At 65.2% G+C, this 26,116-nt stretch carries 26 protein-coding genes and 1 pseudogene; 15 read left to right on the plus strand and 12 right to left on the minus strand.

Annotation, left to right across the window (positions count from 1 at the left end):
• Nucleotides 1–94: 94 nt before the first annotated feature.
• A pseudogene (locus ACQPZ2_RS10970) lies at nucleotides 95–1,228 on the minus strand (transcription termination factor Rho, short form); the annotation flags it as partial.
• A 380-nt stretch (nucleotides 1,229–1,608) separates the two neighbouring features.
• On the opposite strand from ACQPZ2_RS10970, the gene ACQPZ2_RS10975 reads away from it, so the two are divergent.
• Nucleotides 1,609–2,466, plus strand: coding sequence for a cyclopropane mycolic acid synthase family methyltransferase (locus ACQPZ2_RS10975; RefSeq protein ID WP_433525444.1), 858 nt, complete (start codon nucleotides 1,609–1,611; stop codon nucleotides 2,464–2,466).
• Between the two features lie 4 nt (nucleotides 2,467–2,470).
• On the opposite strand, the gene ACQPZ2_RS10980 is transcribed toward ACQPZ2_RS10975, so the two are convergent.
• From ACQPZ2_RS10980 to ACQPZ2_RS10995, 4 genes are all read right to left on the minus strand, one after another.
• Entirely contained in the window at nucleotides 2,471–2,872 is a 402-nt protein-coding gene (locus ACQPZ2_RS10980) for a PaaI family thioesterase (RefSeq protein WP_040693984.1), read from the minus strand.
• Nucleotides 2,873–2,876: 4 nt separating this feature from the next.
• A complete protein-coding gene (locus ACQPZ2_RS10985; RefSeq protein WP_433525445.1) occupies nucleotides 2,877–4,079 on the minus strand; it encodes an MFS transporter in 1,203 nt (400 codons plus the stop codon).
• Nucleotides 4,080–4,140: 61 nt separating this feature from the next.
• Entirely contained in the window at nucleotides 4,141–4,890 is a 750-nt protein-coding gene (locus ACQPZ2_RS10990) for an SDR family oxidoreductase (RefSeq protein WP_433525446.1), read from the minus strand.
• A gap of 54 nt (nucleotides 4,891–4,944) precedes the next feature.
• Nucleotides 4,945–5,310, minus strand: a complete 366-nt coding sequence (locus tag ACQPZ2_RS10995) for a hypothetical protein (RefSeq protein ID WP_387289550.1) — start codon at nucleotides 5,308–5,310, stop codon at nucleotides 4,945–4,947.
• A gap of 226 nt (nucleotides 5,311–5,536) precedes the next feature.
• Between ACQPZ2_RS10995 and ACQPZ2_RS11000 the strand changes: the two genes are divergently transcribed.
• The 4 genes from ACQPZ2_RS11000 (at nucleotide 5,537) to ACQPZ2_RS11015 (ending at nucleotide 9,208) form a co-directional block, all read left to right on the plus strand.
• The gene (locus tag ACQPZ2_RS11000) at nucleotides 5,537–6,058 is read left to right on the plus strand and encodes a sigma-70 family RNA polymerase sigma factor (RefSeq protein ID WP_433525447.1); all 522 of its coding nucleotides are present in this window, start codon (nucleotides 5,537–5,539) and stop codon (nucleotides 6,056–6,058) included.
• A 207-nt stretch (nucleotides 6,059–6,265) separates the two neighbouring features.
• Nucleotides 6,266–7,612 (plus strand): N-acetylmuramoyl-L-alanine amidase, encoded by a 1,347-nt coding sequence (locus tag ACQPZ2_RS11005; RefSeq protein WP_433525448.1) that lies wholly within the window; start codon nucleotides 6,266–6,268, stop codon nucleotides 7,610–7,612.
• 134 nt (nucleotides 7,613–7,746) lie between these two features.
• On the plus strand, nucleotides 7,747–8,817 hold the full coding sequence (locus ACQPZ2_RS11010) for a CobW family GTP-binding protein (protein WP_433525449.1): 1,071 nt from the start codon (nucleotides 7,747–7,749) through the stop codon (nucleotides 8,815–8,817).
• Nucleotides 8,818–9,016: 199 nt separating this feature from the next.
• Complete coding sequence (locus tag ACQPZ2_RS11015) at nucleotides 9,017–9,208, plus strand: hypothetical protein (RefSeq protein WP_063046319.1); 192 nt, start codon at nucleotides 9,017–9,019, stop codon at nucleotides 9,206–9,208.
• Between the two features lie 48 nt (nucleotides 9,209–9,256).
• Here the strand turns inward: ACQPZ2_RS11015 and ACQPZ2_RS11020 are convergent, their stop codons facing one another.
• The 4 genes from ACQPZ2_RS11020 to ACQPZ2_RS11035 all read right to left on the minus strand — a co-directional run bounded on the left by ACQPZ2_RS11020 (nucleotide 9,257) and on the right by ACQPZ2_RS11035 (nucleotide 13,140).
• Complete coding sequence (locus ACQPZ2_RS11020; RefSeq protein ID WP_433525450.1) at nucleotides 9,257–10,267, minus strand: AraC family transcriptional regulator ligand-binding domain-containing protein; 1,011 nt, start codon at nucleotides 10,265–10,267, stop codon at nucleotides 9,257–9,259.
• Nucleotides 10,268–10,413: 146 nt separating this feature from the next.
• Nucleotides 10,414–10,851, minus strand: a complete 438-nt coding sequence (locus ACQPZ2_RS11025) for a molybdenum cofactor biosynthesis protein MoaE (RefSeq protein WP_433525451.1) — start codon at nucleotides 10,849–10,851, stop codon at nucleotides 10,414–10,416.
• The gene (gene moaCB / locus ACQPZ2_RS11030) at nucleotides 10,838–11,875 is read right to left on the minus strand and encodes a bifunctional molybdenum cofactor biosynthesis protein MoaC/MoaB (protein ID WP_433525452.1); all 1,038 of its coding nucleotides are present in this window, start codon (nucleotides 11,873–11,875) and stop codon (nucleotides 10,838–10,840) included. The genes ACQPZ2_RS11025 and moaCB overlap by 14 nt, the downstream gene beginning before the upstream one ends.
• A complete protein-coding gene (locus ACQPZ2_RS11035; RefSeq protein ID WP_433525453.1) occupies nucleotides 11,872–13,140 on the minus strand; it encodes a molybdopterin molybdotransferase MoeA in 1,269 nt (422 codons plus the stop codon). Before ACQPZ2_RS11035 ends, moaCB begins: the two co-directional genes overlap by 4 nt.
• Before the next feature lie 155 nt (nucleotides 13,141–13,295).
• Between ACQPZ2_RS11035 and moaA the strand changes: the two genes are divergently transcribed.
• From moaA to ACQPZ2_RS11050, 3 genes are all read left to right on the plus strand, one after another.
• Nucleotides 13,296–14,339, plus strand: a complete 1,044-nt coding sequence (moaA, locus tag ACQPZ2_RS11040) for a GTP 3',8-cyclase MoaA (protein ID WP_433527389.1) — start codon at nucleotides 13,296–13,298, stop codon at nucleotides 14,337–14,339.
• The gene (locus tag ACQPZ2_RS11045) at nucleotides 14,332–14,574 is read left to right on the plus strand and encodes a MoaD/ThiS family protein (protein ID WP_040693948.1); all 243 of its coding nucleotides are present in this window, start codon (nucleotides 14,332–14,334) and stop codon (nucleotides 14,572–14,574) included. Before moaA ends, ACQPZ2_RS11045 begins: the two co-directional genes overlap by 8 nt.
• 83 nt (nucleotides 14,575–14,657) lie before the next feature.
• Nucleotides 14,658–15,065, plus strand: a complete 408-nt coding sequence (locus ACQPZ2_RS11050; RefSeq protein ID WP_433525454.1) for a DUF1003 domain-containing protein — start codon at nucleotides 14,658–14,660, stop codon at nucleotides 15,063–15,065.
• On the opposite strand, the gene nadE is transcribed toward ACQPZ2_RS11050, so the two are convergent.
• Both nadE and ACQPZ2_RS11060 read right to left on the minus strand, forming a co-directional pair.
• Nucleotides 15,066–15,890, minus strand: a complete 825-nt coding sequence (gene nadE, locus ACQPZ2_RS11055) for an ammonia-dependent NAD(+) synthetase (protein WP_387289529.1) — start codon at nucleotides 15,888–15,890, stop codon at nucleotides 15,066–15,068.
• A gap of 6 nt (nucleotides 15,891–15,896) precedes the next feature.
• Nucleotides 15,897–16,538: a TetR/AcrR family transcriptional regulator gene (locus ACQPZ2_RS11060; RefSeq protein WP_433525455.1), complete on the minus strand. Its 642-nt coding sequence runs from the start codon at nucleotides 16,536–16,538 to the stop codon at nucleotides 15,897–15,899.
• A gap of 114 nt (nucleotides 16,539–16,652) precedes the next feature.
• Here ACQPZ2_RS11060 and ACQPZ2_RS11065 point away from each other — a divergent pair, with 114 nt between their 5' ends.
• The 7 genes from ACQPZ2_RS11065 to eccCb all read left to right on the plus strand — a co-directional run bounded on the left by ACQPZ2_RS11065 (nucleotide 16,653) and on the right by eccCb (nucleotide 25,312).
• Nucleotides 16,653–17,219: an NAD(P)H-dependent oxidoreductase gene (locus tag ACQPZ2_RS11065; RefSeq protein ID WP_433525456.1), complete on the plus strand. Its 567-nt coding sequence runs from the start codon at nucleotides 16,653–16,655 to the stop codon at nucleotides 17,217–17,219.
• A gap of 392 nt (nucleotides 17,220–17,611) precedes the next feature.
• A complete protein-coding gene (locus ACQPZ2_RS11070; protein ID WP_040693941.1) occupies nucleotides 17,612–17,845 on the plus strand; it encodes a redoxin NrdH in 234 nt (77 codons plus the stop codon).
• A gap of 48 nt (nucleotides 17,846–17,893) precedes the next feature.
• Entirely contained in the window at nucleotides 17,894–18,355 is a 462-nt protein-coding gene (nrdI, locus tag ACQPZ2_RS11075; protein WP_063046323.1) for a class Ib ribonucleoside-diphosphate reductase assembly flavoprotein NrdI, read from the plus strand.
• Nucleotides 18,356–18,393: 38 nt separating this feature from the next.
• Nucleotides 18,394–20,499 carry a class 1b ribonucleoside-diphosphate reductase subunit alpha gene (nrdE, locus tag ACQPZ2_RS11080; RefSeq protein ID WP_433525457.1) on the plus strand — a complete coding sequence of 702 codons (2,106 nt, stop codon included), beginning with the start codon at nucleotides 18,394–18,396 and terminating at the stop codon, nucleotides 20,497–20,499.
• A gap of 82 nt (nucleotides 20,500–20,581) precedes the next feature.
• The gene (locus ACQPZ2_RS11085) at nucleotides 20,582–20,980 is read left to right on the plus strand and encodes an effector-associated constant component EACC1 (RefSeq protein WP_433525458.1); all 399 of its coding nucleotides are present in this window, start codon (nucleotides 20,582–20,584) and stop codon (nucleotides 20,978–20,980) included.
• Nucleotides 20,973–21,848, plus strand: a complete 876-nt coding sequence (locus tag ACQPZ2_RS11090) for a caspase family protein (protein WP_433525459.1) — start codon at nucleotides 20,973–20,975, stop codon at nucleotides 21,846–21,848. The genes ACQPZ2_RS11085 and ACQPZ2_RS11090 overlap by 8 nt, the downstream gene beginning before the upstream one ends.
• On the plus strand, nucleotides 21,776–25,312 hold the full coding sequence (eccCb, locus tag ACQPZ2_RS11095) for a type VII secretion protein EccCb (RefSeq protein WP_433525460.1): 3,537 nt from the start codon (nucleotides 21,776–21,778) through the stop codon (nucleotides 25,310–25,312). Before ACQPZ2_RS11090 ends, eccCb begins: the two co-directional genes overlap by 73 nt.
• Before the next feature lie 34 nt (nucleotides 25,313–25,346).
• On the opposite strand, the gene ACQPZ2_RS11100 is transcribed toward eccCb, so the two are convergent.
• Nucleotides 25,347–25,856, minus strand: a complete 510-nt coding sequence (locus tag ACQPZ2_RS11100) for an RDD family protein (protein ID WP_433525461.1) — start codon at nucleotides 25,854–25,856, stop codon at nucleotides 25,347–25,349.
• Nucleotides 25,857–26,116 lie beyond the last annotated feature (260 nt).

The following is a 26,116-nucleotide window of genomic DNA, read 5'->3' on the forward strand; positions in this document are numbered from 1 at the left end:
CCTCCGAAGACAGGCCCGATCGGGCTGTAATAAATATTCCTCGGAGAGCTTGACAGGGCCTTAAAGGAGCCTTAATGGAGACGTGTCAAGCGGATCAGTGCCGCTTGGCGCCGAGTTGGGCCAGGAATTCCGCATTGGTCGGAGCCTGACGCAGGCCCTCCAGCAGCAGGTCGGTGGCCTGCTGACCGTCCACCGCGGCGAGGGTGCGGCGCAGCAGCTGGGTGGCCGCCAATTCGTCCGGGGTGAGCAGCAATTCGTCCTTGCGGGTGCTGGACTGCGCGATATCGACGGCCGGGAAGACCCGGCGGCTCGCGGTCGCGCGATCCAGTTTCAGCTCGGCATTGCCGGTGCCCTTGTACTCCTCGAAGATCACGGTGTCGGCCAGCGAACCGGTCTCCACCAGGGCGGTGGCGATAATGGTGAGCGAGCCGCCGTTCTCGAAATTGCGTGCGGCGCCGAGGAACTTCTTCGGCGGCGCGAGCGCGGCGGCATCGACGCCACCGGAAAGTACCCGCCCGGAGGACGGTGCGGCGTTGTTGTACGCGCGGGCGAGGCGGGTCAGTGAGTCGAGCAGTACGACGACATCCCTGCCCATTTCGGCCAGGCGCTTGGCATGTTCGATGGCGAGTTCGGCCAATGCGATCTGCTCGCGCGGGGTTTGGTCGAAGGTGGCGGCGGCGACGTCGGCGGGTACCGACCTGGCCAGATCGGTGACCTCCTCGGGACGCTCGCCGACCAGTACGAGCATCAGTTCGCACTCCGGGTGGTTCTTCGCGATACCGTGCGCGATCGCTTGCAGCACAGAGGTTTTGCCCGCCTTGGGCGGCGCGACGATGAGTGCGCGCTGCCCCTTGCCGATGGGCATGACCAGATCGGTGACCCGGGTGGTCATGGCATGCGGTTCGGTTTCCAGACGCAACCGCTGGTTGGGGTAGATGGGGACGAGATCCTCGAAGCCGGGCCGGGCACGCTCGGGATCCTGACCGTTGACCGATTCGATGCGGACCAGCGGATCGAGCTTGCCGCTGCGTGCGGGCTCGGCCGTGCCGATAATGAAATCGCCACGGCGCAAACCGAATTCACGGATGAGCCGGGGCGGTACGTGCACGTCACGCGGGCCGGGGAGGTAGCCGTCGACCCGGAGGGTGGCGGCGCGGTTGTCGGCGATATCGAGGATGCCGCTGACGGATCGTACGGGGTACTGGGCGGTCTCGGCCGCCGCGCCCCCGTCTTGTGATACGGGAAATGTGGTGTCTTTCATGGGTTTTCCTTTGCATGGGGTACGGCGAACGGCCGTGTGAGGCAGCGGCGAGTGGGCTCGCTGCGGTGAATGTCCCTGTGGGCTCCGGGAACGAGGTGGACCACCATCGTGGTCGGGAAGTCGAGAAATCTTGCGGGAGTTCGGCTCTGATCGGCCGGGATACCAACATCCACAAGGACAGGGCCGAGGATACATCGTCCAACGGGTGTCGCGCAATGGTCACAGCTCGGTCACGGCAAACGGTGCAGGCCACGTTTCCGTATCGGTAGCCGCTCGTGCGAACGGCTCGTCGGTGTGTCTCGTATCAGTCCATATCCGGCCAGGACCGACCGAAGGCAGGAGCTGCAATGGCCGAACTCGAACCGTTCTACCAGCAAGTCCAATCGCACTACGACGTCTCCGACGACTTCTACCGGCTATTCCTCGACCCCTCGATGACCTACAGCTGCGCCTACTTCGAACGCGACGATGTGACCCTCGAACAAGCACAGCTCGCCAAGATCGATCTCGCGCTCGGCAAACTGGATCTGCGGCCCGGGATGACCCTGCTCGACATCGGATGCGGTTGGGGCGCAACGATGTTCCGTGCGGTCGAGCGTTACGGTGTGAAGGTCGTCGGTCTCACCTTGAGCCGTAATCAGTACGAGCACGTCCGCTCGGAGATAGGTCGGCGCGGTGTGGCGGGCGTCGAGATCCGGCTGCAAGGTTGGGAGGAGTTCGACGGGGGTGTGGACCGGATCGTCAGCATCGGTGCGTTCGAACATTTCCGCCGCGAGCGGTACCCGGCATTTTTCGAGCGCTGCTACCGCACGCTCCCGCCCGATGGCCGGATGCTGCTGCATACGATCATCGGTCATAGCCTCAACGACCTACGCCGGATGAATATTCCGGTGACCAGGGAGGCCGCGCTTTTCCACATCTTCATCAGGCGCGAGATCTTCCCCGGCGGGCAGCTACCCCAGCCCGCCGAGGTCACCCGCCTGGCCGGGCAGGCCGGGTTCGGCACCGAGCGGATCCAGCCGCTGCGCCTGCATTACGCGCGCACGCTGGATCAGTGGGCGCACGCGCTGGCGGACCGGCACGACGAGGCGGTGCGGATCGCCTCGGAGGAGGTCTACGCCAGATATTTGAAATATCTCACCGGATGTGCCCGGTACTTCCGCAGCGGGCACATCGATGTCATGCAGTTCACATTGGCAAAGTGAGGGATCAGAGGACGGCTTGGGTCTGCGTCACCTTGGCGACGAGTTTATCTGCGTCGTCACGGATTTCGGTCTCCACCACGATGAACGACCGTCCCGCGTGCAGCGGTCGCGCCGTCGCGGTCGCATAGCCGGAACGCACGGCCCGCAGGAAATTCGTCTTGGATTCGACCGTCGTCGTGCCCTGCTTGCCCTCGGGCAGATTCAGGAACGCACACACCGCGGCGGTCCCATCGGCGAGCGACATCAGCACCCCGCCGTGCAGCACTCCGCCCAGCGTGCACAGTGATTCGTCCCAGGCGATTCGACTGCGCACCAATTCGGTCCCGTGTTCGAGCACCTCGACTCCGAGGCGCTCGGTGAACGGCATGGACTGGTGAAAGAGCTTGGTGCCCACTTCGTCGATCATGAAGTCAGCTTGCCCGATGCACCCGGCGCGCGTCGATTACTCCTGAGGTAATCAGCAGTACGAGCAGCGCGGTCGCACCGCCGTAGAGCAGCACCGTCCCGGGCGATGTCCGATCCACGATCACCCCGCCGACCAGTGCACCGACACAGAAGGTCGCCTGGAATGACGCGGTGAACAGCACCGACGCCACCTCCGGCGCATCGGGCAGCGCATCGGCGAACCAGGTCTGCAGCACCACCGGCACGCCGCCGTATCCGATACCCCACACGATGAGCAGCGCGATCGCACCGAACTCCCAGCGCCCCAGCAACGGCAGCAGCAGCATCGCGGCCGCCATCGCACTCGCCGCGAAGCCGAGCGCGAGACGGGGACGGTCGAGCAAGGTGCCGCCCAGGAAGTTTCCGGCAATGCCCGCCACACCGTAGGTCAGCAGCAGCACCGTGATCGTGCCCGCACTCACCTCGGTGACCTGCTCCAGGAACGGCGTGACGTAGGTGTAGCTGCCGAACTGCGCGATCACCACGAAAAACGTTGCCAGCAAAGCGATTCGGACGCTCTCGCCGCGCAGACCGATGCGCAGTGTGGTCAGGCGACGCGCCTGCTCGGCGGGCAGCGCGGGCAGTGCGACCGCGAGCAGTACCAGCACCACCGCGGACAGCAGGCCCAAGATCACGAACGCGGCCCGCCAGCCCGCGACATTGCCGACGAACGTGCCCGCGGGCACGCCGAGCACCGAGCCGAGTGGGACGGAGGAGAAGATCACCGCCGTCGCCCGGTGCACCGACTCCGGCGGCACCAATCGGCCGGCCAGTCCGGCCGCGATCGACCAGTAGCCGCCGATGGTGATTCCGATCAGCACGCGGGAGGCGAGTACCACCCAGAATTCCGGTGCGAGCGCGGCCACCGCATTGGCGATCACCAGCAATAACGTGCAGCCGCACAGCAACAGTCGGCGATCGATCCGCGCGGCAGCGACGGTCACCAGGGGCGCGGCGATCGCGGCGAGCAGACCGGGCAGGGTCATCATCAGCCCCGCCATGCCGTCGGAGATCGTGAAATCGGCTCCGATCGAGGTCAGCAGGCCGATCGGCAGAATCTCGGTGGTCACGATCGAGAAGATGCCGAGCATCACCGCGACGACGGCGAGCCACCGGATCAGCGGCGACCGGGCGACGGTGCTGGGGGAGGACACAAGAGCTGTGGACATGCGCTCCAGTCCAGCAATCCCGCCCGTCGACTTCTGGCGGGTTCAGGCCCTCATAATGCGCTCAGCTCATCCGGGTGACGACCGCGCCGGGCAGATGCGGCAGCACCACATCGATGAGCCGCCACGGCCACCCCGGAACGCAGGCGCGGATCTTCTCGCGCTCGATCGCCCGCACCATCGCCGCGACGCCCTTCGCCAATGGCGTGACCATGCGTGCGTCACCGGCCTTCGCCGCCATATCGGTGGCGATGAATCCGGGAAGCAGTGTGGTCACCGCGATCGGTGAGTTGGCGAATTCGACCGTGAGCGCCTCACCGAGAGCGGCCAGTCCGGCCTTGCTCGCGGAATATGCGGCCTTCTTGCCCGGCAGCCCGCGCACCGCGCTCATCGACGACACCAGCACCAGATGCCCCGACTCCTGGGCACGAAAGATCTCCAGTGCCGCCTCGGTCTGGGCGAGGGCGCTGACGAAATTGGTGGTGGCCGTGGCGATATTGGCATCCGCACGGCCGGTGCCGATCCGCGCGCCTTTGCCTATACCGGCATTGACGATCACCCGATCCACTCCGCCGAGTTCATCGCGCAGCTCCGCGAAAACCCGTGGGACGGCCGCGTGGTCATCGACGTCGAGCGCGCGGACCGCGATGGTAATACCCGGGTGCGCGGCGGTGAGTTCGTCGCGCAGGGACTCGAGTGCATCCAGGCGGCGGGCGCATAGAGCCAGGTCACGGCCCATGGCTGCAAAATCTCGCGCCATGGCCGCACCGAGTCCGGCGCTCGCGCCGGTGATCAGGATTTTGCTCCGCGTCATGGTTGCGAACCATAGCGGCTACTGAACGCGAGTCAATATCCCGTGGGGTTCGGCTCAGCCGCCGAATGAGCCCGTGCTCGGTGGCACCATGTGCCAGGCGCCGCAGTTCACCGTCTTGAAGGCGACATCGGTCGGGGCGATCTCGGCGCGGACCGGACGGTTTCTGGTGAAGTCGTTATTGATGATGTAGTGCTGATCGGTGTTATCGCCTTCGACCTTGCGCAGCCGCCGCCAGTCGCAGCCGACCGCCGGGTCGGGTGTGCCTTGGCCCTCCCAGGTACCGGGGAAGATATCGACGCCGACCAGGTAGACGCCATCCTCGGTAATGGTGTTGCTCGGCTGGGCGGCCGCGGTGCCGGTGCCCAGCAGTGTCACGGTGGACGCCATTGCCCCCGCGATCACGAGCGTGCTTGCACGCATACTGCTGTCTCCTCGAATTGTGCTCTAGCCGCCACTGGCGGCTGACCTGCGGAGATCCCCGTATCTCCGGGGCCAAGGTCTACCAGACTCGATGGTCGATTTCGGTGGAATCGCCAGATTCCGCATCGGGTGTGATTCCACTCGCCCGCATTCCCGCGATATCTCTTATATGAGTGGTATTTGTCCGGTGGTTGTCGATGTCGCGGGCAGGCGGTCGACTTGCGGGGTGGCATGTGCTGGGCTCTGTACCGAGGACGGGCTCGCCTCCGTGCTCGCCGCGGACCGGGCGCTCCTGCATTGGCGCGCCATGCGCGGACTCGGCGATTCGGGCCTCGCCGAACACGCGGTGCAGGAGACGCTGCTGCGAGCCTGGCGCTCGTGCTCAGGGTTCGACGAACGCAAGGGCACGGTGCGCACCTGGCTGCTCGCCATCGAACGCAACGTCATGATCGATATCGCCCGCGCCCGCGCCGCCCGGCCCGCCGATACCGGCTGGGATGAGATCACCGAGCTCAGCGATGTCCGCTTCGCGAATCCGGACTTCGCCGAACGTCTCGTCGACGGTCTGCTCGTCGCCGAGCTTCTCGCCAGGCTGCCCGAACTGCAGCGCACGGCCGTGGTGGAGGTGATCCTGCGGGACCGGGCCTATCAAGAGGTGGCCGATGACTTCGGCGTCCCGGTCGGCACGGTCAAGACTCGGGTGCACTATGCGCTGCGGTCGTTGCGTCGCTTGCCGATCGGGGCCTGAGCCCGCATCCGGTTGGCAATCCCCGTTTCACGGCGGCGTGAGCCGCGTTTTGGTCGTCTGATCAGCGGGAATACACTCGACTGCATCGATAACATTTCGATAACGTAGCTTGCTTTGCTGATGCTGGCGTTGCCAGAGTGGACCACTGGGTTTGGTGTTACTAGTGGGAAGGGAGGGGTGCTCCGTCCCGGGGCACCGACACCGCACATGAAGCCAAGCATCATCAGCACCGGTATCTGCGGCGCCGTCACGGCCGCCGTGGTGGTGACGCTGTCGGGGCTGACCCCGGCCGCGATCGCGGATCCGGCAGCGCCGGATATGTCGACGAAACTCGCAGGCAAGACGATATTCCTGGACCCGGGTCATCAGGGGCCCAACCACGCCGAGAATTTGGCAACGCAAGTGAGCAACGGTCGCGGCGGCACCAAGGACTGCCAGACCACCGGCATGACCACCGTCAACGGCGTGCCGGAGCACACCATCAACTGGAAGGTGGCCGACCTGGTCCGGGCCGCCCTGCAGGATCTGGGCGCCAAGGTGGTGCTCAGCCGTCAGGACGACTCCGGGTGGGGCGGCTGCGTCGATGAACGCGCACAGGCCGCCAATGCTTCCGGCGCCGATGTCGCGGTGAGCATCCACGCCGATGGCGCACCGGCGCAGGACCGCGGCTTCCATCTGATCGTGCCGCAGCTGCCGATCCCGGATCCGAAGGCCGATCAGGTCCAGTCCGGACCCGGTCTCGTCGCGACGAAGGCGGTGCGCGACGCGTATCTCGAGGCCGGATTCCCGGCCGCGAATTATGCGGGCGCGCAGGACGGTCTGCAGACCCGGGCGGATGTGGCCGGTCCGGCGCTGACCACCGTGCCCGATGTCTTCATCGAGATGGGCAATGGCGCCAATGCCGAGGACGCCGCACTGCTGGAGAGTCCGGAGGGCCAGGTCAAACACGCGCTGGCCATAACGACCGGCCTGGTGGGCTTCTTGCTCGGTGCACCGCAGCAGGCGACGGCGGCGCAGGGGGCGGTTCCGGCGCAGACCGGGTCGACCGATCGGACTGCCTCGGCTCCGGTGTCGGATACTCCGCAGGCTCCCGCTGCGCAGCAGGCTCCTGGTGGAGTGCAGGCTTCGGCTATCCCGCAGCCGCAGGCCGTCCCCGAACCCGCGGTGGCCCCGAATTCCTCGGGGACGGTGCCGACCGCACCCGCGTCATCGAATCCGCCGCAGGGGTACACCCAGGCACCGGGCTACGCGCAGGTGCCGAGCTCACCCGATCCGCAGACACCGGGATCGGCGCAGTCGCCCAGTACTCCGCAAGCGGGTTCACCACAGAGCTATGGGCTCTCGCCGAATACCCCGCAGTCGCCCGGTTCTCAGTTGTCGCCGGGCCAGACAGCGCCGAACACGACCGGTACCCTGCCGGCCTTGGTCGGCACGATCATGCAACTGATGCTCCCGCTGGCGAAGTCCCTCGGTATGGACAACACCGTGATCACTTCGGAGCTGATCAACTTCGCCTACACCTTGGCCAGCACCCTGCTCGGCCCGACCAAGTAACACAGTCGCCTGACTGTGGAGTTAGTCGCGAGTGGCCCGCGTTCGTTGCGCTTGGACGAGCGAATGCGAGGCCACCGCACACCAGGGGGCCGCGAACACGCAACGCCGCAGGCGCTGCCAATAGACTCAGCCGGGTGGCCGAGCGGATTCCTGTTCTGATCGTCGCCGGGTTCCTCGGATCCGGGAAGACGACGCTGCTCAATCATCTGCTGCGCAATAACCGGGCCACGCGGATCGGGGTGGTGGTCAACGACTTCGGGGCCATCAATATCGATTCCATGCTGGTGGCCGGGCAGGTCGATGCGATGGTGTCGCTCGGCAACGGGTGCGTCTGCTGTGCGGTGGACGTCGGCGAACTCGACGACTTGTTCACCAAGCTCGCGCAGCCGCGTGCCAAGATCGACGTGATCGTGGTCGAGGCCAGTGGACTGGCCGAACCGCGCAATCTGATTCGGATGGTGGTCGGCAGCGAGAACCCGCGCATCCGCTACGGCGGTTTGGTCGAGGTGGTCGACGCCGAGCAGTTCCCGGACAGTCGCGAGCGTCATCCCGAGCTGGCCACCCATCTACGCTTGGCGGATCTGGTAGTGCTCAACAAGGCCGATCGGGTGTCGCAGGATCGGCTGGACGGTTTGCGGCAGGAGATCACCGAGCTGATCCGGCAGGTGCCGGTGTACGCGACCACCCGTGGCCGCATCGACCCCGGCCTGCTCTTCGACGAGCCGCTGCGGGAAATCCCGCGGGTCGCCGAACAATTGAGCTTCGACGAACTGCTCCGCGACCATGACCACCACGACCATGCCGATATTTTCGAGCGCCCCGCAAGCAGTCGCTGCGGGCCGCACCGGCATCTGCACGACGACTACACCAGCGTGTCCTTCACCAGCGACCGGGAATTGGATCCGCGCCGCCTGGTCGAATTCCTCGAGGATCCGCCGCCCGGCCTGTTCCGCGCCAAGGGTTTCGCCGCCTTCGGTGTCGCCGCCGAACGCCGCAAGTTCGTGCTGCACATGGTCGGTCGCCACATCGTCTTCGAACCGGTCTCCTGGTCGCGCGGTGAATCGCACACGACCCGATTGGTGCTGATCGGTGCGGGTCTGCCCGCCGACGCGGCACTGGCGCGGCTGCACGATACCGTGCACACCGCCGCCGAACCGCTGGACGAACAAGCCATGCTCGGCGTCTGGCGCTACACCCCGCACTGACGCCGGGAAAGGTTGGCGCGTTCTGCTCGAAGCTGGCGCGTTCGGTACTTGGCGCGGCGATCGCGCCGACATAGAACTGAGACATTGCCCCGCCGCATGCGGCATGTGCGCAACGGAGCGAACGTGGCGCGCGCGGTGTCGGTTCGGCCCAAGAACCGTGATCGACCGTATTTGTCTCTACGACCGATTGGAGAGTTCCGTGTCCGAGACCTGGGAGAGTGCCACCGCGTACGTGGTCGCCGCGTTGGAGGCCAAGGGCACCGCGACGCGTGACGATTTCGACGTGCCCGCCATCGTCGCCGCAACCCGAGATATCGCCGACAGCTGGGATTTTCGCGCTATCGAGGATGCGACCTTCTGGCGCATCGCGGCGGCCTTCCTGAAGGTCTGAACGGCCAGGCGTGACGATAGGGGATGCGGCGCGTGGGGATGCGGCGGATCAGGCCGGTAGTTCCGATCGGTACATGAGCTGGGTCATGGATCGACGGCGGGCCGCCCGCCGCATCGAACCCACATCCGAATATCCGAGCAGTTCGGCTTGGCGTGTTCGGCTCAGTACCGCGCCCTCGGTACTCGCCTGCGCGAGCCGGGCATTGCGCGCCCGCTCCAATTCCATCCGCCAGGTGGTGCCCGCCTCCATCAGCCGCCGCTGTAGCGTCCGCGGGCTGGTGGCGAGCCGGCGGGCCACCCGATCCAGCGATACTGCACCGTCCGCCATTGCCTCGGCCAGTGCGCTCGCTACTCGATCCGGCCATGCGGTCGCCAGGGGTGGCGGTGGCGGCAGGGCATCGGCGAGCGGCTGCAGCACGGCAGCCAGTACCGGATCGCTGGTGGTCAGCGGCAGATTCATATCGCCGGCGCGGAAGGTCATCGCATCGACCGGTGCGCCGAATTCGATGGCGGGAGTGCCGAATACCTCGACAAAGGTGTCGATTTTGGCCGGTGCCTGCTGCCGCAATGCCACCCGCAACGGGACGAGCGGGATCCGGACTACACGCCGTGCCCTGCTGAGCACTGCCGCCAGGCCCCACACCTGGGTGAGATCCCGGCCGCGGCCTTCGCCATTGATCATGTCGAGGTAGAGGGTGACCTCGTGCTCGTTCTCGGCGACGAGTTCGAACCTATGATTGGTGGTCACCGCACAGACGTAGGGACCGCAGGTCGCTAGGCCCGCGCCGAGTGTCGGCGCGGTGGCGAACAGGTAGTCGTAGAGGCCGAGACTGTTGAGTTTGTAGCGACTGGCCACGTGCAATGCGACGTTCGGATCGCCGAGCCCGTGTTCGCCCAGTTCCCAGAGTCGCGAGAAGGTGTGACTCGGCAGGTGTACGTCCGCGCCGACCATGGTCCATTCGGGTAGGCCGGTCTCGCGGATCAGTCGATCCCGATCCAGCCCGGCATCCGTGAGCTGCGAGATGACGAATCTGTGCAGCAGTACCTGATCGGTTCCCAATGCGCCCCTCCTACCGCGGATCGACGTCCTCGTGCGGGAGAACGCTATCCCGCGCCTATTGAATCGTCACTGAATTCGCGTCACAGTGTTGTTTCGGGTAACAACATCAGGCGCTCACATCGCCGTTATGCACAGGCAATGGGCCTTTACCCGCAGGCGTTCACCCATTCCGAGAGTCCGTCGGCGAAGAGTTGGCGCTTCCAGATCGGCACCTCGTGTTTGATCCGATCCACCAATTCCGCACAGGTGGTGAACGCTTCGGCGCGGTGCGGGGCGGCGACCGCGACGACGATCGCTAGATCGCCGACGGTCAACTGACCGATTCGGTGGACGGCCGCGACCGGGAGTCCGGAGCGCTCGGCGAGTTCCGCACAGCAATTTCGCAGGAACCGTTCAGCTTCCGGATGCGCCGAGTATTCCAGAGCGGAAACCGCCTGTCCGCCATCGTGATTGCGCACCTTGCCGGTGAAAACCACTATGGCGCCGTGCTCAGGTCCGGTCACCGCCGCCTCGACCGCCGCCGGATCCAGTGGCTGATCGCTGATACCGGTTAGGCGTACGGCCGCGAATTCACTTGTTGTCATGGTTGCCGCCTCCGGCTACTTGCGCGAGCAGATGATCCAGCAGCGGCTCGAGCACCGCCATGCCGTCTTTGACACCACCGGGGGAGCCGGGCAGATTCACCACCACCGATCGGCCCGCAAGTCCGGCCACGCCGCGACTGAGCGCGGCCAGTGGGAATTTCGCGGTGCCGCGTTGCCGAATCACCTCTGCGACACCGGGTAATTCGCGATCCAGGACGGCCAGCGTCGCCTCGGGTGTCGCATCGGTGGGGGAGGCGCCGGTGCCGCCGGTGCTGATCACCAGCGACGGCTCGAACCGCAGGGCGTCGGCCAGGCCGATGTCGATTTCGGCGTCGGCGTAGATCAGCGGGCCGCGCACCGAGAAACCGAGTCCGCCAAGCCATTCCGCGAGTACCGGACCCGTGGTGTCCGCTCTGGTGCCGATCGCGGCTCCGGTGGAGGCGACCAGGACGACGGCGGTGCGCTGGTCGGAATCCGAGAGCTCTTCCGGCGCAATGTCTTCCGTGGGTTCTGGTTCGTCGGCGAGGGTGGGGATGTCCACGGGAGCCTGCTCTGCGGGCCGCTCCCAATGCCCGTGTTTGCCACCCTCTTTGGTGAGCAGCCGGACGCCGTTGAGCGTCGCCGCGGGGTCGACTGCTTTGACCATGTCGTGCAGGGTGAGTCCGGCCACCGCCACCGCGGTCAGCGCTTCCATCTCGACGCCGGTGGGGCCCTTGGTTTTCGCGCTCGCCTCGATCGTGATGGTGTCCCGAGTGAAGCCGAATTCGACCTTCACCGAGGACAACGCCAGCTGATGGCACAGCGGAATGAGTTCGGAGGTTTTTTTCGCGCCCGCGATACCGGCGATTCGCGCGGTCGAGAGCACATCGGCCTTCGGCATATCGTCGGCCCGCACCAGCGCGACCACCTCGGCGGTGGTGCGCAGCTCACCGGCCGCGACCGCGATCCGAGTGGTGTCGGACTTCGCGCTCACATCGACCATGCGGGCGCGACCTTCCCGGTCGACATGGGACAACTCACTCATAGCGACCACACTCGCACAGGTGCGCCGACCGGCAGCGAGGTGACCTCGGCGGGCACATCGATCAAGACATCCGCCCAGGCCATGCCCGCGATGAGATGCGAACCGGGACCGGAGGCGACCTCGACGGCCGTCGGCCTGCGATGCAATCCGGGCGCGGCGGCGTCGTCGCGCACCAGTTGACCGCGCAGGAATTGGCGTCGTCCCTCCGGGGAGCGCACCGCATTGCGCAGCGGTACTTCGTAGATCTCCACCTCGGGCAGGCCCGCGATATGGCGCAGCATCGGGCGCGCGAAGACCTCGAAGGACACCATGGTGCTCACCGGATTCCCGGGAAAGCTCAGCACCGGCACGCCGTTGACGACGGTAAGCCCTTGTGGCCCACCGGGTTGCACCGCGACCGAGCCGAATTCACCGCCCAGCGGTTGCAATACCTCCTTGACCACCTCGAAATCGCCCTTGGACACCCCGCCGGAGGTGAAGACGATATCGGCGGATTTCGTTGCGGTGGAAAGCGATGCGCGGAATTTCACCGGATCGTCGGTGCTGTGCTCCACCGACACGACGCTGACGCCGTTGGCGCTGAGCGCGGCCGCGAGCGCGATACCGTTGGAGTTGTAGATCTGGCCGGGGCGCAATGGTGTTCCGGCGGCGGCCAATTCGTCGCCGGTGGTGATGACCGCCGCCCGAATCGGTTGGAATACCGGCACATTCGGCAGTCCGACCGCCGCCAGTGCGGCAATGTGACGCGGGGCCAGCAGGGTGCCCGCGCGAGCCAGCAGCTCACCGGTGCGCACATCGGTGCCCGGTTCGCGCACGAACTCACCCTCGGTGCGACCCCGCTCGACGGTCACCGTCGCGTCATCGCTGTGCACATCCTCCACCGGCACCACACAATCGGCGCCGGGCGGAATCGGCGCACCGGTCATCACCTTCATCGCGGCGCCGAGCGGCAACGGCGTCTGTCCGGCCGCACCCGCCGCGACCACACCGACCAGCGGCAGCGTCACCGGAGTGACCACCACCGATGCGGCACGCACCGCGTAGCCGTCCATCGCCGAGTTGCGGAAGACCGGCAGATCGACCGGCGCGTGGATATCGTCGGCCAGCTGTCGGCCCAGCGCCGCCGGCACCGCGACGGATTCGACCGCGCGGGCGGCCAGCGGTCGCAGCAGCGCCTCGATGGTGTCCCGGTAGGCGTCGACGGACCGGGCGGTGGCGGGCGGGCTGGGCCGGTGGCCACCGGAGGTGTCGGCACGCGAGGTCATACGGCCAGCCTAATCGCCCAGCGGTAGCGAGTTCTCTTGTCGTATCGCACGAACGCTCACCCGCTGAACTCGGAGTTTGTGAGCTCGAGATGGTGCGGTCCGCCCATGGGCACAGCGTGCGGACCGGTCATAATGGACTTGTGACGCTGGTCGAGATGGGGATTCCCGCCGTGCGGTCCAGGCTGCCCTCACTCGACGGGCGGCCGGACACGCCGTACCTGGTCGATCGATTCGGGCGCACCGCACGCGATCTGCGCGTATCGATCACCGAGAAGTGTTCGCTGCGATGTACCTACTGCATGCCCGAGGAGGGCCTGCCCGCGATTCCGCAGGACGAACTGCTGACGGTCGAGGAGATTGTGCGACTCGTCACGCTCGCGGTGCGGGAGCTGGGGGTGCGTGAGGTCAGGTTCACCGGCGGTGAGCCGCTGCTGCGCCGCGATCTGGAGCGGATCGTCGCGGGGTGTCACGAGCGGGTGCCCGGGGTCCCGCTGTCCATGACGACCAATGGCGTCGGACTCGCCCATCGGGCCCGCGGGCTCGCGGCCGCCGGGCTGAGCCGGGTGAATGTCTCGCTGGATACCGTGGATCGGCTCGGCTTCGCCCGCCTGACCCGCCGCGATCGGCTCGAATCTGTCTTCGCGGGCATCCGCGCGGCGAGGGACGCCGGACTGGCGCCGATGAAGATCAATGCCGTACTGATGCGCGATACCCTCGCCGGTGCGCCGGATCTGCTGCGCTGGTGCCTGGACGAGGGCTGTGAACTGCGGTTCATCGAGGAGATGCCGCTGGACGCCGATCACGAATGGGCCCGCGCCAATATGGTGACCGCGGCCGAATTGCTCGACGTGCTCGGTACCCGATTCACGCTGACCGAGGTCGGCCGGTCGGATCCCGCCGCTCCGGCCGAGAAATGGCTCGTCGACGGCGGTCCGGCGGCGGTCGGCATCATCGCGACGGTGACCCGCAAATTCTGCGATACCTGCGACCGGACCCGGCTCACCGCCGACGGCATGCTGCGGTCGTGCCTGTTCAGCGATCAGGAATTCGATGTGCGCCAAGCACTGCGGGCGGGCGCGGACGACGAGGAGATCGCGACCATCTGGCGCGGCGCCATGTGGAACAAATGGGCGGGACACGGGATCGATGCCGAGGATTTCGTCCCGCCGGAACGCACGATGGGAGCCATCGGTGGTTGAGATCCGCTACTTCGCCGCGATTGCCGACGTCGTCGGCAAGGACCGGGAAACCCTGGACTTTCCGGCCGACGCCACCGTCGCCGACCTGCGTACCACCCTCGCCGAGTGCTACGGTCCCGACCTCGACAAGATGCTCGCCGTCTGTGCCTACCTGGTCGGCGACGAACTCACCCGCGACCCGTCGGTCGCGCTGACTCCGCGCGTCGACGTCCTCCCACCCTTCGCGGGTGGCTGACGGTGTGTGTGGGCACGTAGGCGCTCGTCGACCGGGTTAGCATCTGCGCCAATGCAGTTCGCCGGACCGGATCAGGAGTCGATATGTCCCAGCCGTCGAATCAGGTACCTGCCCGGCACCCGGCGGTGGTGCGGTTCCACGAGGTGCGGGGAGAGAGCCTGCAACTGCGGGTGGCGGACTGGATCACGAAATTCGCCGGGTCGATGCGGTTCGTCTACATCCACGCCATCGGTTTCTCGATCTGGATGATCTGGGCCGAACAGAGTCCATGGCCGACGCTGACGCTGGTCGTCTCCTTGGAGGCGATATTCCTGTCCACCTTCGTCATGATCGGCCAGAATCGGCAGGCCGAGTTCCAGCAGATGAAGGCCGATCACGACTTCAACGAGCAGGAGTTGGAGCTCAAGACCAATACCGAACTGACCAGGGCCATCCACGAGATGACCAAGGAACTGCACCGCAGGCTACTGGAGACTCCGGACCCGAAGTAGTCAGCGCCACCAGGTGTCGAGCGGCGTGACCGGGACGGTGCGCTTGTGGCGGGTGTTCAGGAAGATCGTCTCCAGCTTCTGGGCGACTTCCGGCGTGACGTCATTGCCCTCCAGATAGTCATCGATCTCGCTGTAGCGCAGGCCGAGCGCCTCCTCGTCGGGCAGGGCCGGGCGGTCGTCCTCGAGATCGGCGGTCGGCACCTTGGACCAGATGCTCGACGGCGCACCGAGTTCCTGCAGCAGCGCCGCGCCCTGGCGCTTGGTGAGGCCGGTCAGCGGGGTGATGTCCACGCCGCCGTCGCCGAATTTGGTGAAGAAGCCGGTGACCGCCTCGGCCGCGTGATCGGTGCCGACGACGAGCATATTTTCCTGACCGGCGATGGCGTACTGGGTCACCATGCGTTCGCGGGCCTTGATATTGCCGCGCACGAAATCGCGCAGCTTGTCCACCTGCAACGCCGAGGCGACTTCGGCGGCAACGGCATTGGCGCCGGGGCGGATATTGACCACCACCGAGCGGTCGGGCTGGATGAACCGCAGCGCGATCCGAGCATCGGCCTCGTCGGCCTGCACACCGTAGGGCAGTCGCACCGCGATGAAGGCGGCATCCGCGCCGTCGGCACGCAACTCCTCGACGGCGAGCTGGCACAGTCGTCCGGTCAGCGCGCTGTCCTGACCACCGCTGATGCCGAGTACGAAACCTCGTGCGGGACTTGCGCTCAGATAGTCCTTGAGAAAATCGACCCGACGCCGAACCTCGAGCTTCGGTTCGATATTCGATTGGACGCCCAACTCGGCGATGATCTGTTCACGCAGGTTCCCCATGACGCATCACTCTACTGGCCGCGCCGAGATGACCACCCGCCGAACGAACGCCTCCCAGTTGTCGCCGATCTGACATCGGTCGTAACCGAGGACATGCATCTGATGCATCACCAATGCGGCGCCGAGCAGGCCCAGCAGACCATCGGCGACCAGTACGACATCGCCGTCGATCCGGGCCTGCCGCAGCAGCATCGTCACGTGTGCGCGCAGCAGTCCGTAGGGCGGGCCGGTGAAGCGGTCGCCCGCCTCGCCGATTTCCGCGGCGCGATGCAGTTCGCCCGCGACCTCGATATCGAGTAGCCGGGCCCGGCCGAAGGCGACCAGTCGCTCCACCGCCGGTGCGCCGGGCCCCATCGGCGGCGGTCCGAACATGAACTCTTCCTGGAACTTTCGCTCGGCGTGGTCCAAGAGCGCGCGCAGTAGCCCCGACCTGCTGCCGAACCGTCGGAAGACGGTGCCCTTGCCGACGCCTGCCCGCTTGGCGAGTGCGTCCATCGTCAGGCTGTCCACGCCTTGTTCGCGCACGATCTCCTGCGCCGCGTCCAGGAGTAGCTGCCGGTTGCGCGCGGCGTCGGCGCGTTCGTGATTTCCGGGCAGGGGCGCACCGATGCCGAGCAGTGGTCGCTCGGGCATCATTCCGTCCGGCATGGATGTGCTGTAGCTCACAGGCCTCTCGCGGTTCTCCCGGGAATGGAATCGGACCATGGTCCGGTTAGTGTAGGCAAAAGAACGGACACCCCATTCAGTACACCAGGAGAAAACATGAGCGCGACCCGGATTCTTACTCTTGTCGGCAGCCTCCGCGCCGCCTCGATCAACCGCAGGCTCGCCGAGGCTGCCGCGCAGACCGCGCCGGAGGGTGTCGAGCTCACCATCTACGAGGGCCTCGCCGATATCCCCTTCTACAACGAGGATCTCGACGTGCCCGGCTCCGTACCCGCCGCCGCGCAGGCGCTGCGTGACGCGGTCGCCGCATCCGACGGTCTGCTCCTGGTGACGCCCGAATACAACGGCAGCATCCCCGCCGTACTGAAGAACGCCATCGACTGGGCTTCGCGCCCGTACGGTACCGGCGCGCTCAAGGATCGCCCGGTCGCGGTGGTCAGCGGTTCGATCAGCCAGAATGCGGCCAAGTGGGCGCACGGCGATGTGGTCAAGGCGCTCGGCGTCGCGGGCGCCAGGGTTGTCGAGACCGCCCATCTGCACTTCGCCGGATTCGGCGAGCGGTTCGCCGCCTCGCATCCGCGCGAGGATGCCGAGGCGCTGACGCAGCTCGGCGCGACCGTGCACGAACTGGTGCAGGCGACCGGCGAACTGGTGTCCGCCTAAGCGTCGAGTCTTGCCGTCAGGGTCGCCCCCGGCTCCATTCGTGGAGTGCGGGGGCGGCCTTTTTTCGTTCGTCGAAGGAAGTTTGCTGGAAGGGCGCTACGGTACGAAATTGTGATCTGCGCCACTGTTGTGTCAGGTTGCGAATCGAGCGTCCAGGTACTTACCGCTTGGGAATTTCATCTTTGTGACTCGCAACATGTCGTGTTTTATGACTCTGTCGGCCACTAGGTGTAGTGTCTTCGGTACTGGAAGACGGGATGAGATCAGCTTCGGCCGCGAGCGGCTGAGCAGGGGTTTCAGGTACGGATCCAGGAGTTTGCGCAGCGTACGTCGGATCAAGCACTGCATACGGATCACAGGCTGTGGATCAGGCATAGGAGAGAGGGACATCAATGACCATCACCGTGTACACCAAGCCCGCTTGCGTCCAGTGCAATGCCACCTACAAGGCGCTCGACAAGGCCGGGGTGGACTACGAAGTCATCGACATCTCCGAGAACGATGAGGCGCGTGACTACGTCATGGCGCTGGGTTACCTGCAGGCCCCGGTCGTCGTCGCCGGTGAGGACCACTGGTCCGGCTTCCGGCCCGACCGCATCAAGTCGCTCGCGACCGTGGCGGCCTGACCGCATCCTGCTTTCCGGTGTATCCGATGGAAGGGGGAGGAGGTAGCCATGTCCACAGCGACAGCGCTGGTCTACTTCTCCAGCGCCTCGGAGAATACGCACCGCTTCGTCGAGAAGCTGGGACTCCCGGCGACTCGCATACCACTGCACACCGCTGACTCGCTGCGCGTAGACGAACCATACGTGCTGATCGTCCCCACCTACGGGGGCGGTCGGCACGTACTGGGGGGAAATAGATCCGATAAGGATTTCGTGCCGCGGCAGGTCGCCAAGTTCCTCAACGATCCGCACAACCGTGCGCTGCTGCGCGGCGTCGTCGCGGCGGGCAACACGAACTTCGGCGATACCTATTGCTATGCGGGCGAGGTGATCTCGCGTAAGTGCGGGGTGCCCTACCTGTATCGCTTCGAACTCATGGGAACCGCTGAGGACGTCGAGCGCGTCCGAGAGGGATTGGGATTGTTTTGGCAACAGCAACGACAGCACCGACCGGCAAAACGGCTCGCTTAGAGCAGCCACCGGTCCGTACCGCCGAGGCAGGCGAGGTCATGGACTACCACGCCCTCAACGCGATGCTGAACCTGTACGGCGCCGACGGCAAGATCCAGTTCGACAAGGACCGTGAGGCCGCGCACCAGTACTTCCTGCAGCACGTCAACCAGAACACCGTCTTCTTCCACAATCTGGACGAGAAGCTGGACTACCTGGTCGACGAGAACTATTACGAGGCAGAGGTTCTCGAGCAGTACAGCCGCGCGTTCATCAAGACGCTGTTCCAACAGGCCTACGCCAAGAAGTTCCGGTTCCCGACCTTCCTCGGCGCGTTCAAGTACTACACCTCCTACACGCTCAAGACCTTCGACGGTAAGCGCTACCTGGAGCGGTTCGAGGACCGGGTTTGCATGGTGGCGCTGACGCTGGCGGCCGGTGACGAGGTGCTCGCGAGCAAGCTGGTCGACGAGATCATCGACGGGCGCTTTCAGCCCGCCACCCCGACCTTCCTCAACTCGGGTAAGAAGCAGCGCGGTGAGCCGGTGTCCTGCTTCCTGCTGCGCATCGAGGACAACATGGAGTCGATTGGCCGCTCCATCAACTCGGCGCTGCAGCTGTCCAAGCGCGGTGGTGGAGTTGCCCTGCTGCTCACCAATATTCGTGAGCACGGTGCGCCGATCAAGAAGATCGAGAACCAGAGCTCGGGTGTCATCCCGATCATGAAGCTGCTCGAGGATTCGTTCTCCTACGCCAACCAGCTCGGTGCGCGGCAGGGTGCGGGCGCGGTGTACCTGCACGCGCACCACCCGGACATCTACCGGTTCCTGGACACCAAGCGGGAGAATGCGGACGAGAAGATCCGCATCAAGACACTGTCCCTGGGTGTGGTGATCCCGGACATCACCTTCGAACTGGCGAAGAAGAACGAGGATATGTACCTCTTCTCGCCGTACGACGTGGAGCGCATCTACGGGGTGCCGTTCGCCGATATCAATGTCACCGAGAAGTACTACGAGATGGTCGACGACAAGCGCATCCGCAAGTCGAAGATCAAGGCGCGCGAGTTCTTCCAGACCATTGCCGAGCTGCAGTTCGAATCCGGCTACCCGTACATCATGTTCGAGGACACGGTGAACCGGGCCAATCCGATCGCGGGCAAGATCACGCACTCGAATCTGTGCTCGGAGATCCTGCAGGTGTCGACGCCGTCGCTGTTCAACGACGATCTGTCCTATGCCGAGGTGGGCAAGGACATTTCGTGCAATCTCGGCTCGTTGAACATCGCCAAGACGATGGATTCACCCGACTTCGCACGCACCATCGAGGTGGCGATCCGGGCGCTGACCGCGGTATCGGATCAGACGCATATCTACTCGGTGCCCTCGATCGAGCAGGGCAACAACGAATCCCACGCGATCGGCCTCGGCCAGATGAACCTGCACGGGTATCTGGCCCGTGAGCGGGTGCACTACGGGTCCGAAGAGGGCATCGACTTCACCAATATCTACTTCTATACCGTGGTGTACCACGCGATTCGGGCCTCGAACCTGATCGCGAAGGAGCGCGGCGCCTATTTCGGCGGCTTCCCCGAATCCAAGTACGCCTCCGGTGAGTACTTCGACAAGTACACCGATCAGGTGTGGGAGCCGAAGACCGAACGGGTCGCGCAGCTGTTCGCCGATGCGGGCGTGCACATTCCGACCCAGGACGATTGGCGTGAGCTGAGGGCCTCGGTCATGGAGCACGGCATCTACAACCAGAACCTGCAGGCCGTCCCGCCGACCGGTTCGATCTCCTACATCAACCACTCCACCAGCTCGATCCACCCGGTGGCGTCGAAGATCGAGATCCGCAAGGAAGGCAAGATCGGCCGCGTCTACTACCCGGCGCCCTACCTCGACAACGACAACCTCGAGTACTACGACGACGCCTACGAAATCGGCTACGAGAAGATCATCGACACCTACGCCGCCGCCACCCAGCACGTGGACCAGGGCCTGTCGCTGACCCTCTTCTTCAAGGACACCGCCACCACCCGCGACCTCAACCGCGCCCAGATCTACGCCTGGCGCAAGGGCATCAAAACCCTCTACTACATCCGCCTACGCCAAATGGCTTTGGAGGGAACCGAAGTCGAGGGCTGCGTCTCCTGCATGCTGTAGTCGATGTCCGAAAGGGGCGGTCTGGCGTTGCGCGGCCGCCCCTTTCGGCTCTCCTGGCTAGAGTTATCGGACCATAGTGCATATGGGTCGACAGGAGGGGCGACGGACCATGGCCGATGTTGTGCTGGTGATCAATTCCGGCAGCCGACGAGATTCCGAGTGGCTCGACGAGCTGACCGATGAGCTACAGGCGGATCTGCGCGAGATCAGGGGTCTCGCGGTACGGCGTGCGACGGCGGCCGCGGGCGATGGCATGAAATCCGGAGCGCTCGAGCAGGTCGGCCAACTGGTGGCCTCCGGTGGTGCGATCGGCACCATGGCCTGGGCGATCCGGGACATCGTGATCAAGTTCCTGGACCGCACGAGGGCCGGTTCGGTCACGGTGAAAAATGGCGATCGGGAGGTCACCATCGCTCGGCCCAGCGACGGGCAGGTCGACAAGATCGTCGACCAGCTGCGCGACCTGCTCCACGATGAGTAGTCCGACCGGACGCCGGCTGGCGTTATTCGTCGCCAACGACACCTACCACTTCGACGGCCTGCCTCGGCTCTACGCGCCGGTCGCCGACGCCGATCAGCTGCGAGAGTTGTTGCGCGACCCGGAGATCGGTGGTTTCCGGCCGACCGAGCTGTTGATCAACGAGTCCAAGGCCGAGATCGAACGCAGCATCGAGCGGTTGTTCCGCGGGGCCGAGCCGGAGGATGTCATCCTCTTCTACTTCTCCGGTCACGGCCTGCGGACCAGACAGAACCTGTATCTGGCGACCAGCAATACCGACCCGCAGTTGATCAGCAGTACGGCGGTGTCCTCGACGTTCATTCGGGAACTGATCAGGGAATCGGCCGCGGCGGCGAAGATCATTCTGTTGGACTGCTGCTACAGCGGCGCCTTTCTCGGCCCGGATGTGGTCAAGTCCGCGCCGGATATCGATGATGTCGGCCGCGAACTCGCCGCGGGAGACGGTATTTGCGTGCTGACCGCATCCAGCGCGATCGAGACCGCCGAGGACGGACGGATGACCGCGGACCAGTCCGCGCCCCTTTCTGTCTTCACCTCGGCGCTGGTGAAGGGCATCGGCACCGGCCTTGCCGACAACGGCAGTGGCCTCATCGGAACGCACGATCTGTGGACCTATGTCAGTGCCGATGTGCGTAACCGCACGAGCAGGCAGACCCCGAATCATTACGGGGTGTTCAAGGATGAGGTGTACATCGCACGGGTCCGGCGGAAGTACTCCAGCATCCTCGAGGCAGGGATCGAGTCCAACTCGGCGAATTGCTCGGTCGCCTCGAACGCGATCCGGTCGCGGGTCTACGTGCCGAGAACTGGTGGGGGACAGGGCGACTGAAGGTGCCGATCGGTCAGGAGCGGCGCGCGGACGGCGCGGAGGGGGAGACGGTCTGGCTGGATCTGGCCGGTTCCAATGGGAACCTTCTGGTAATCGGTCGAGCCGGGGCCGGCAAGAGCACACTGCTGCGCACCCTCGCCGGATCACTGGCACTGACGCATACCCCGGACGAGGTGCAGATCTATGTGCTGGAGTCCAGCAACCGCCTGGGTTCGATGAGCGCATTACCGCACCTCGCCGACGTGGCCAGCGATGACGAACCCGAGCAGGTGCTGATGCTGCTGGAGCAGATCACCGCCGAGATCCGCACTCGCAAGAAGCTCTACCGCGACAACGATATCGACTCACCTGCCAGCCTGCGTGCTGCCCGGCCCTTGCTGACCGACGGTCCGGTCGCCGACATATTCCTGCTGATCGATCGGTGGGGTGACTTCCGGGAGCACATCGCCGAACTCGACAGCAAGATCAAACAGGTGGCGAGTGCGGGTCCGGAGTACGGCGTGCACGTGGTCGCGACGGCCCGCGACTGGACCGAAATCCCGGACTGGTTGGCCGATCTGCTGCCCGCCCATATCGAACTTCGGCTGCATCGACCGGTGGAGTCGCGGCTCAATCCCGAGCGCGCCGCGCGTCTGCCGGAGGGGCCGGGCTGGGCACTGTATGGGCAGCGGCCGTTCCGCATCGCCATGCCGGATCTGCGTGAGCTGCAACCGGATTCGGTGGGCATGGTGGAGATGACAGACGGCGCGGGCGAATTGGTCAGCCGGGTCGTCGGAGCATGGCCCGCCGCGCAAGGTCCACAGGTGCGGCGTTCGCTCTTCGACGGTGAGGTCGACTTCGCTGAACTGTTCGGACTGGATGCCGACGACCGGGTCGATCTCGACGTGGCGTGGCGGCCGAGGAGGGGGCGTGAGCGGCTGCGAGTTGCGATCGGTGTGACGCCGACGGGTGAAACCGTCGAGCTGGATCTGAAGCAAGCCGCAGAGGCGGGTATGGGGCCGCACGGTCTGGTGGTCGGTGCCACAGGATCGGGCAAGTCGACATTCCTGAAGAATATTGTCGCTGGTCTGGCGCTCAACCACGCGCCGGACGCGCTCAACTTCCTGCTGATCTCCGCCAAGGGCGGCGACGCGTTCGACGGATTCGCCGAGCTGCCACATGTTTCGGCGATCGTCGCCGATCTGGAGGCTGATCTTGCGCTGGTCGATCGCCTTATCGAGACGATCGCGGGTGAAGTGGCGCGACGGCAGGAGTTGCTGCAGTCGGCGGGGCAGTTCGCGAACGTCGACGAATACGAGTCGGCGCGTATGGTGGGCGTGGAGCTCGATCCCCTGCCTGCGTTGCTCGTTATCGTGGACGAGTTCGCCGAACTTCTCACGCAGCGGCCAGGATTCGCGGACGCGCTGGTCATGATCGGACGTCTCGGTCGTTCATTGGGCCTGCATCTGCTGCTGGCAACGCAACGACTCGACGGTTACCGGATCGGTGCGATCGAGGGGCACCTGTCCTATCGGATCGCGTTGCATACGTTCTCGGCCAATGAATCACGTGCGGTTATCGGTGTGCCGGATGCGTATCAGCTGCCGAGGACGCCGGGACACGGCTACCTGAGATACGAGCACAGCGAGTTGGTTCGCTTCCGCGCCGCGTACGTATCGCGACCCGAGCGTGGCGCACCTGGAAACCACACCGGCGCAACGGTTCAGCGGACGCTGCTCGAAGCATTGGTGGTGCAACTGCAGGGGGGTGCGCGACCAGCACGTACGGTGTGGTTGCCGCCGTTGACCGTGCCGAGGACGATCGACATGCTGATATCACCCCTGAACACGCCCGAGTGGTCACAGGCGCCGATCGGCATGATCGATGATCCCTACTACCAGCGCCAAGATGTGCTGACGATGATGCCGACCGGGCGTGGTCAAGGAAGTATCGCAGTCGCGGGCGGCCGAAAGTCCGGCAAGTCCAGGGCATTGGCGACCATGGTCATGTCGATCGCGGCAACGCGTTCACCAGAGGCGGTTCAGTTCTACATACTCGACTTCGACGGTGGATTGTTCGCGGACTTCGCGGGCATGCCGCACGTGGGGTTGATCGCGGACGGCTCGGATCCGGATCGAGTGCGGCGCACCGTGGCCGAGCTGACGGCATTGCTGCGTCGGCGTTCGGAGCTGTTCGCCGCGGAGAAGAGCACGTCGACGCCTGATCTCCCGCCTTGGCTGTCGGAAGGTGTTACCCCGCTCGACGCAAACCGTGCCGCGGATCCGCCGCGGTCGGATCGGTTCGGCCAAGTATTCCTCGTCGTCGACGGGTGGCGCGAATTGCTCCGGCAGTTCGAATCACTGGACACCGACCTGAATGCTCTTGCAGTACAGGGCAGCCAGTTCGGTATCCACGTGATTATCTCGGTATCCGGATGGCAGCATCTGCGACCCGCGATCCGCGAGCGATTCGGACTGCGAGTGGAGCTGCGGCTCGACGATCCGAATGAATCCACGCTCAGCAGGCAGGCGGCGGCCCTGGTGCCCGGAGTGTCGGGCCGTGGACTGATTCTGGGACCGAATGGTGTCCTGCACATGATGATGGCGCTGCCGCGGCTGGACTCGAATAGCGACTTCGATACGTTATCCGCGGGGATACAAGCCGCCGTGCGGCAGCTGAGCCAGGAATATCCCGATCGCCACGCGCCGGAGATTCGGATGCTGCCGGACCGCATCACGCGCACCGAGGTGCTCGAGGCCGCCGCGACATCGGGAATCGAACCGAGCTGGAATCGCATCGTGGTGGGTGTACGCGAATCCGATCTCGAGCCGGTGGTTCTGGATTTCCGTAGCCAGCCACACTTTCTGGTGTTCGCGGACTCCGAATCGGGCAAGACGACGCTGCTACGGAATATTGTCGCCGGACTGACCGAACACGCCGCGCCGGAGCAAGCGAGGATTGCGCTGTTCGACTTTCGGCGGTCGATGCTCGGCACGGTCGACGACCTACACCTCGCGAGTTACTCGACCAGCCAGCAGGCCGCGTCGGCCATCGTTACCGAACTTGCCGGGTTCCTTTCTCGTCGCACCCCGGGACCGGATGTCACGCCGCAGCAACTACGCGATCGCAGTTGGTGGCATGGGCCCGAGCTGTTCATCATCGTCGATGATTACGACCTGGTCGTCACCAGCTCGAGTAATCCACTGCTGCCACTGGTCGACTACCTCGCGCAGGCAAGGGATCTCGGGTTCCACCTGATCCTCACCCGGCGCACCGGCGGTGCCGGACGTGCCCTCTACGATCCGGTGCTCAGCAGGTTGCGTGATCTCGGGACCGAAGGGGTGGTAATGAGCGGGTCCCGGGAGGAGGGGGCGCTGATCGCTGGTGTACGGGCGTCGCCACTGCCGCCGGGCCGTGGAGTTCTTGTGACACGGTCTCGCGAACCCGAGTTGGTGCAGATCTGCGATATGCCGTGGGAAGACTGACTGCTCTCGGCCCCTTCTCGTTTCGAGAAACGGCTCAGCCGAAGAGTTGGAGGGGAGTCACTACGACGGTGAAGGTGCCTACGCACCAGAGTTTGATCAATTGCCAGAGGGTGGGGAAGGTGCCGTCGGGGTAGCGCAGGCGTAGGCCGAAGAATGCCTTGCCGAGTGTTGTGCCGGTTATGCGCTGGATGAATGTGCGGTGCACGAAAGATGTTGCGACGGCGGCGGTTATGGCCAGGGGAATGGCTTGCTCGGGGTCTGGGGCATATTCGGTGATCGTGAGCCAGACGCCGCCGCCGATGGCTGCGTGCACCAGCAGATCGATGGCGAAGGCGATGAGCATCGGCCATCTCGGCTCTTCGAGGGTGCCGTCGGGGCGCAGCCGACCGGCGTTCAGCGACGTCGAATCATATTCTGTCGCTTCGGGTTTGCGTACCGGCTCGACGTAGCGCAGTGCCCCGTTCGGGTCGTGTTCGAAGCGCGACTGCACAGCCGTGGGCAGCATCGGCGCGTCCGCATAACGGCCCGGATTGTCATGCACCACAGATATCTCCCGAGTCATCGTGTCGTGAGCTGATCGCCGACCATTGTGTCAGCGGTCCCACTGGTGGGAGGTCCGCAGGCGGCGTGGCCTGCGGACCTCGGTCCATCGGCAAGCGCACGGTCAGCCGCACCGAACTCGTTGGGGTGGAATGGATCACGCAACGACTCGGACTGTCGGTATCGGCGAAAGTGACTGTCGCGGACTGGCGTGTCCCGGCCCGTTCCTCGAAACTGCGGGTCCGGGGAATGGGATCAAGGCGC

Origin of the sequence: Nocardia pseudovaccinii (genome assembly GCF_050942345.1) — a bacterium.
GTDB lineage: Bacteria > Actinomycetota > Actinomycetes > Mycobacteriales > Mycobacteriaceae > Nocardia > Nocardia pseudovaccinii.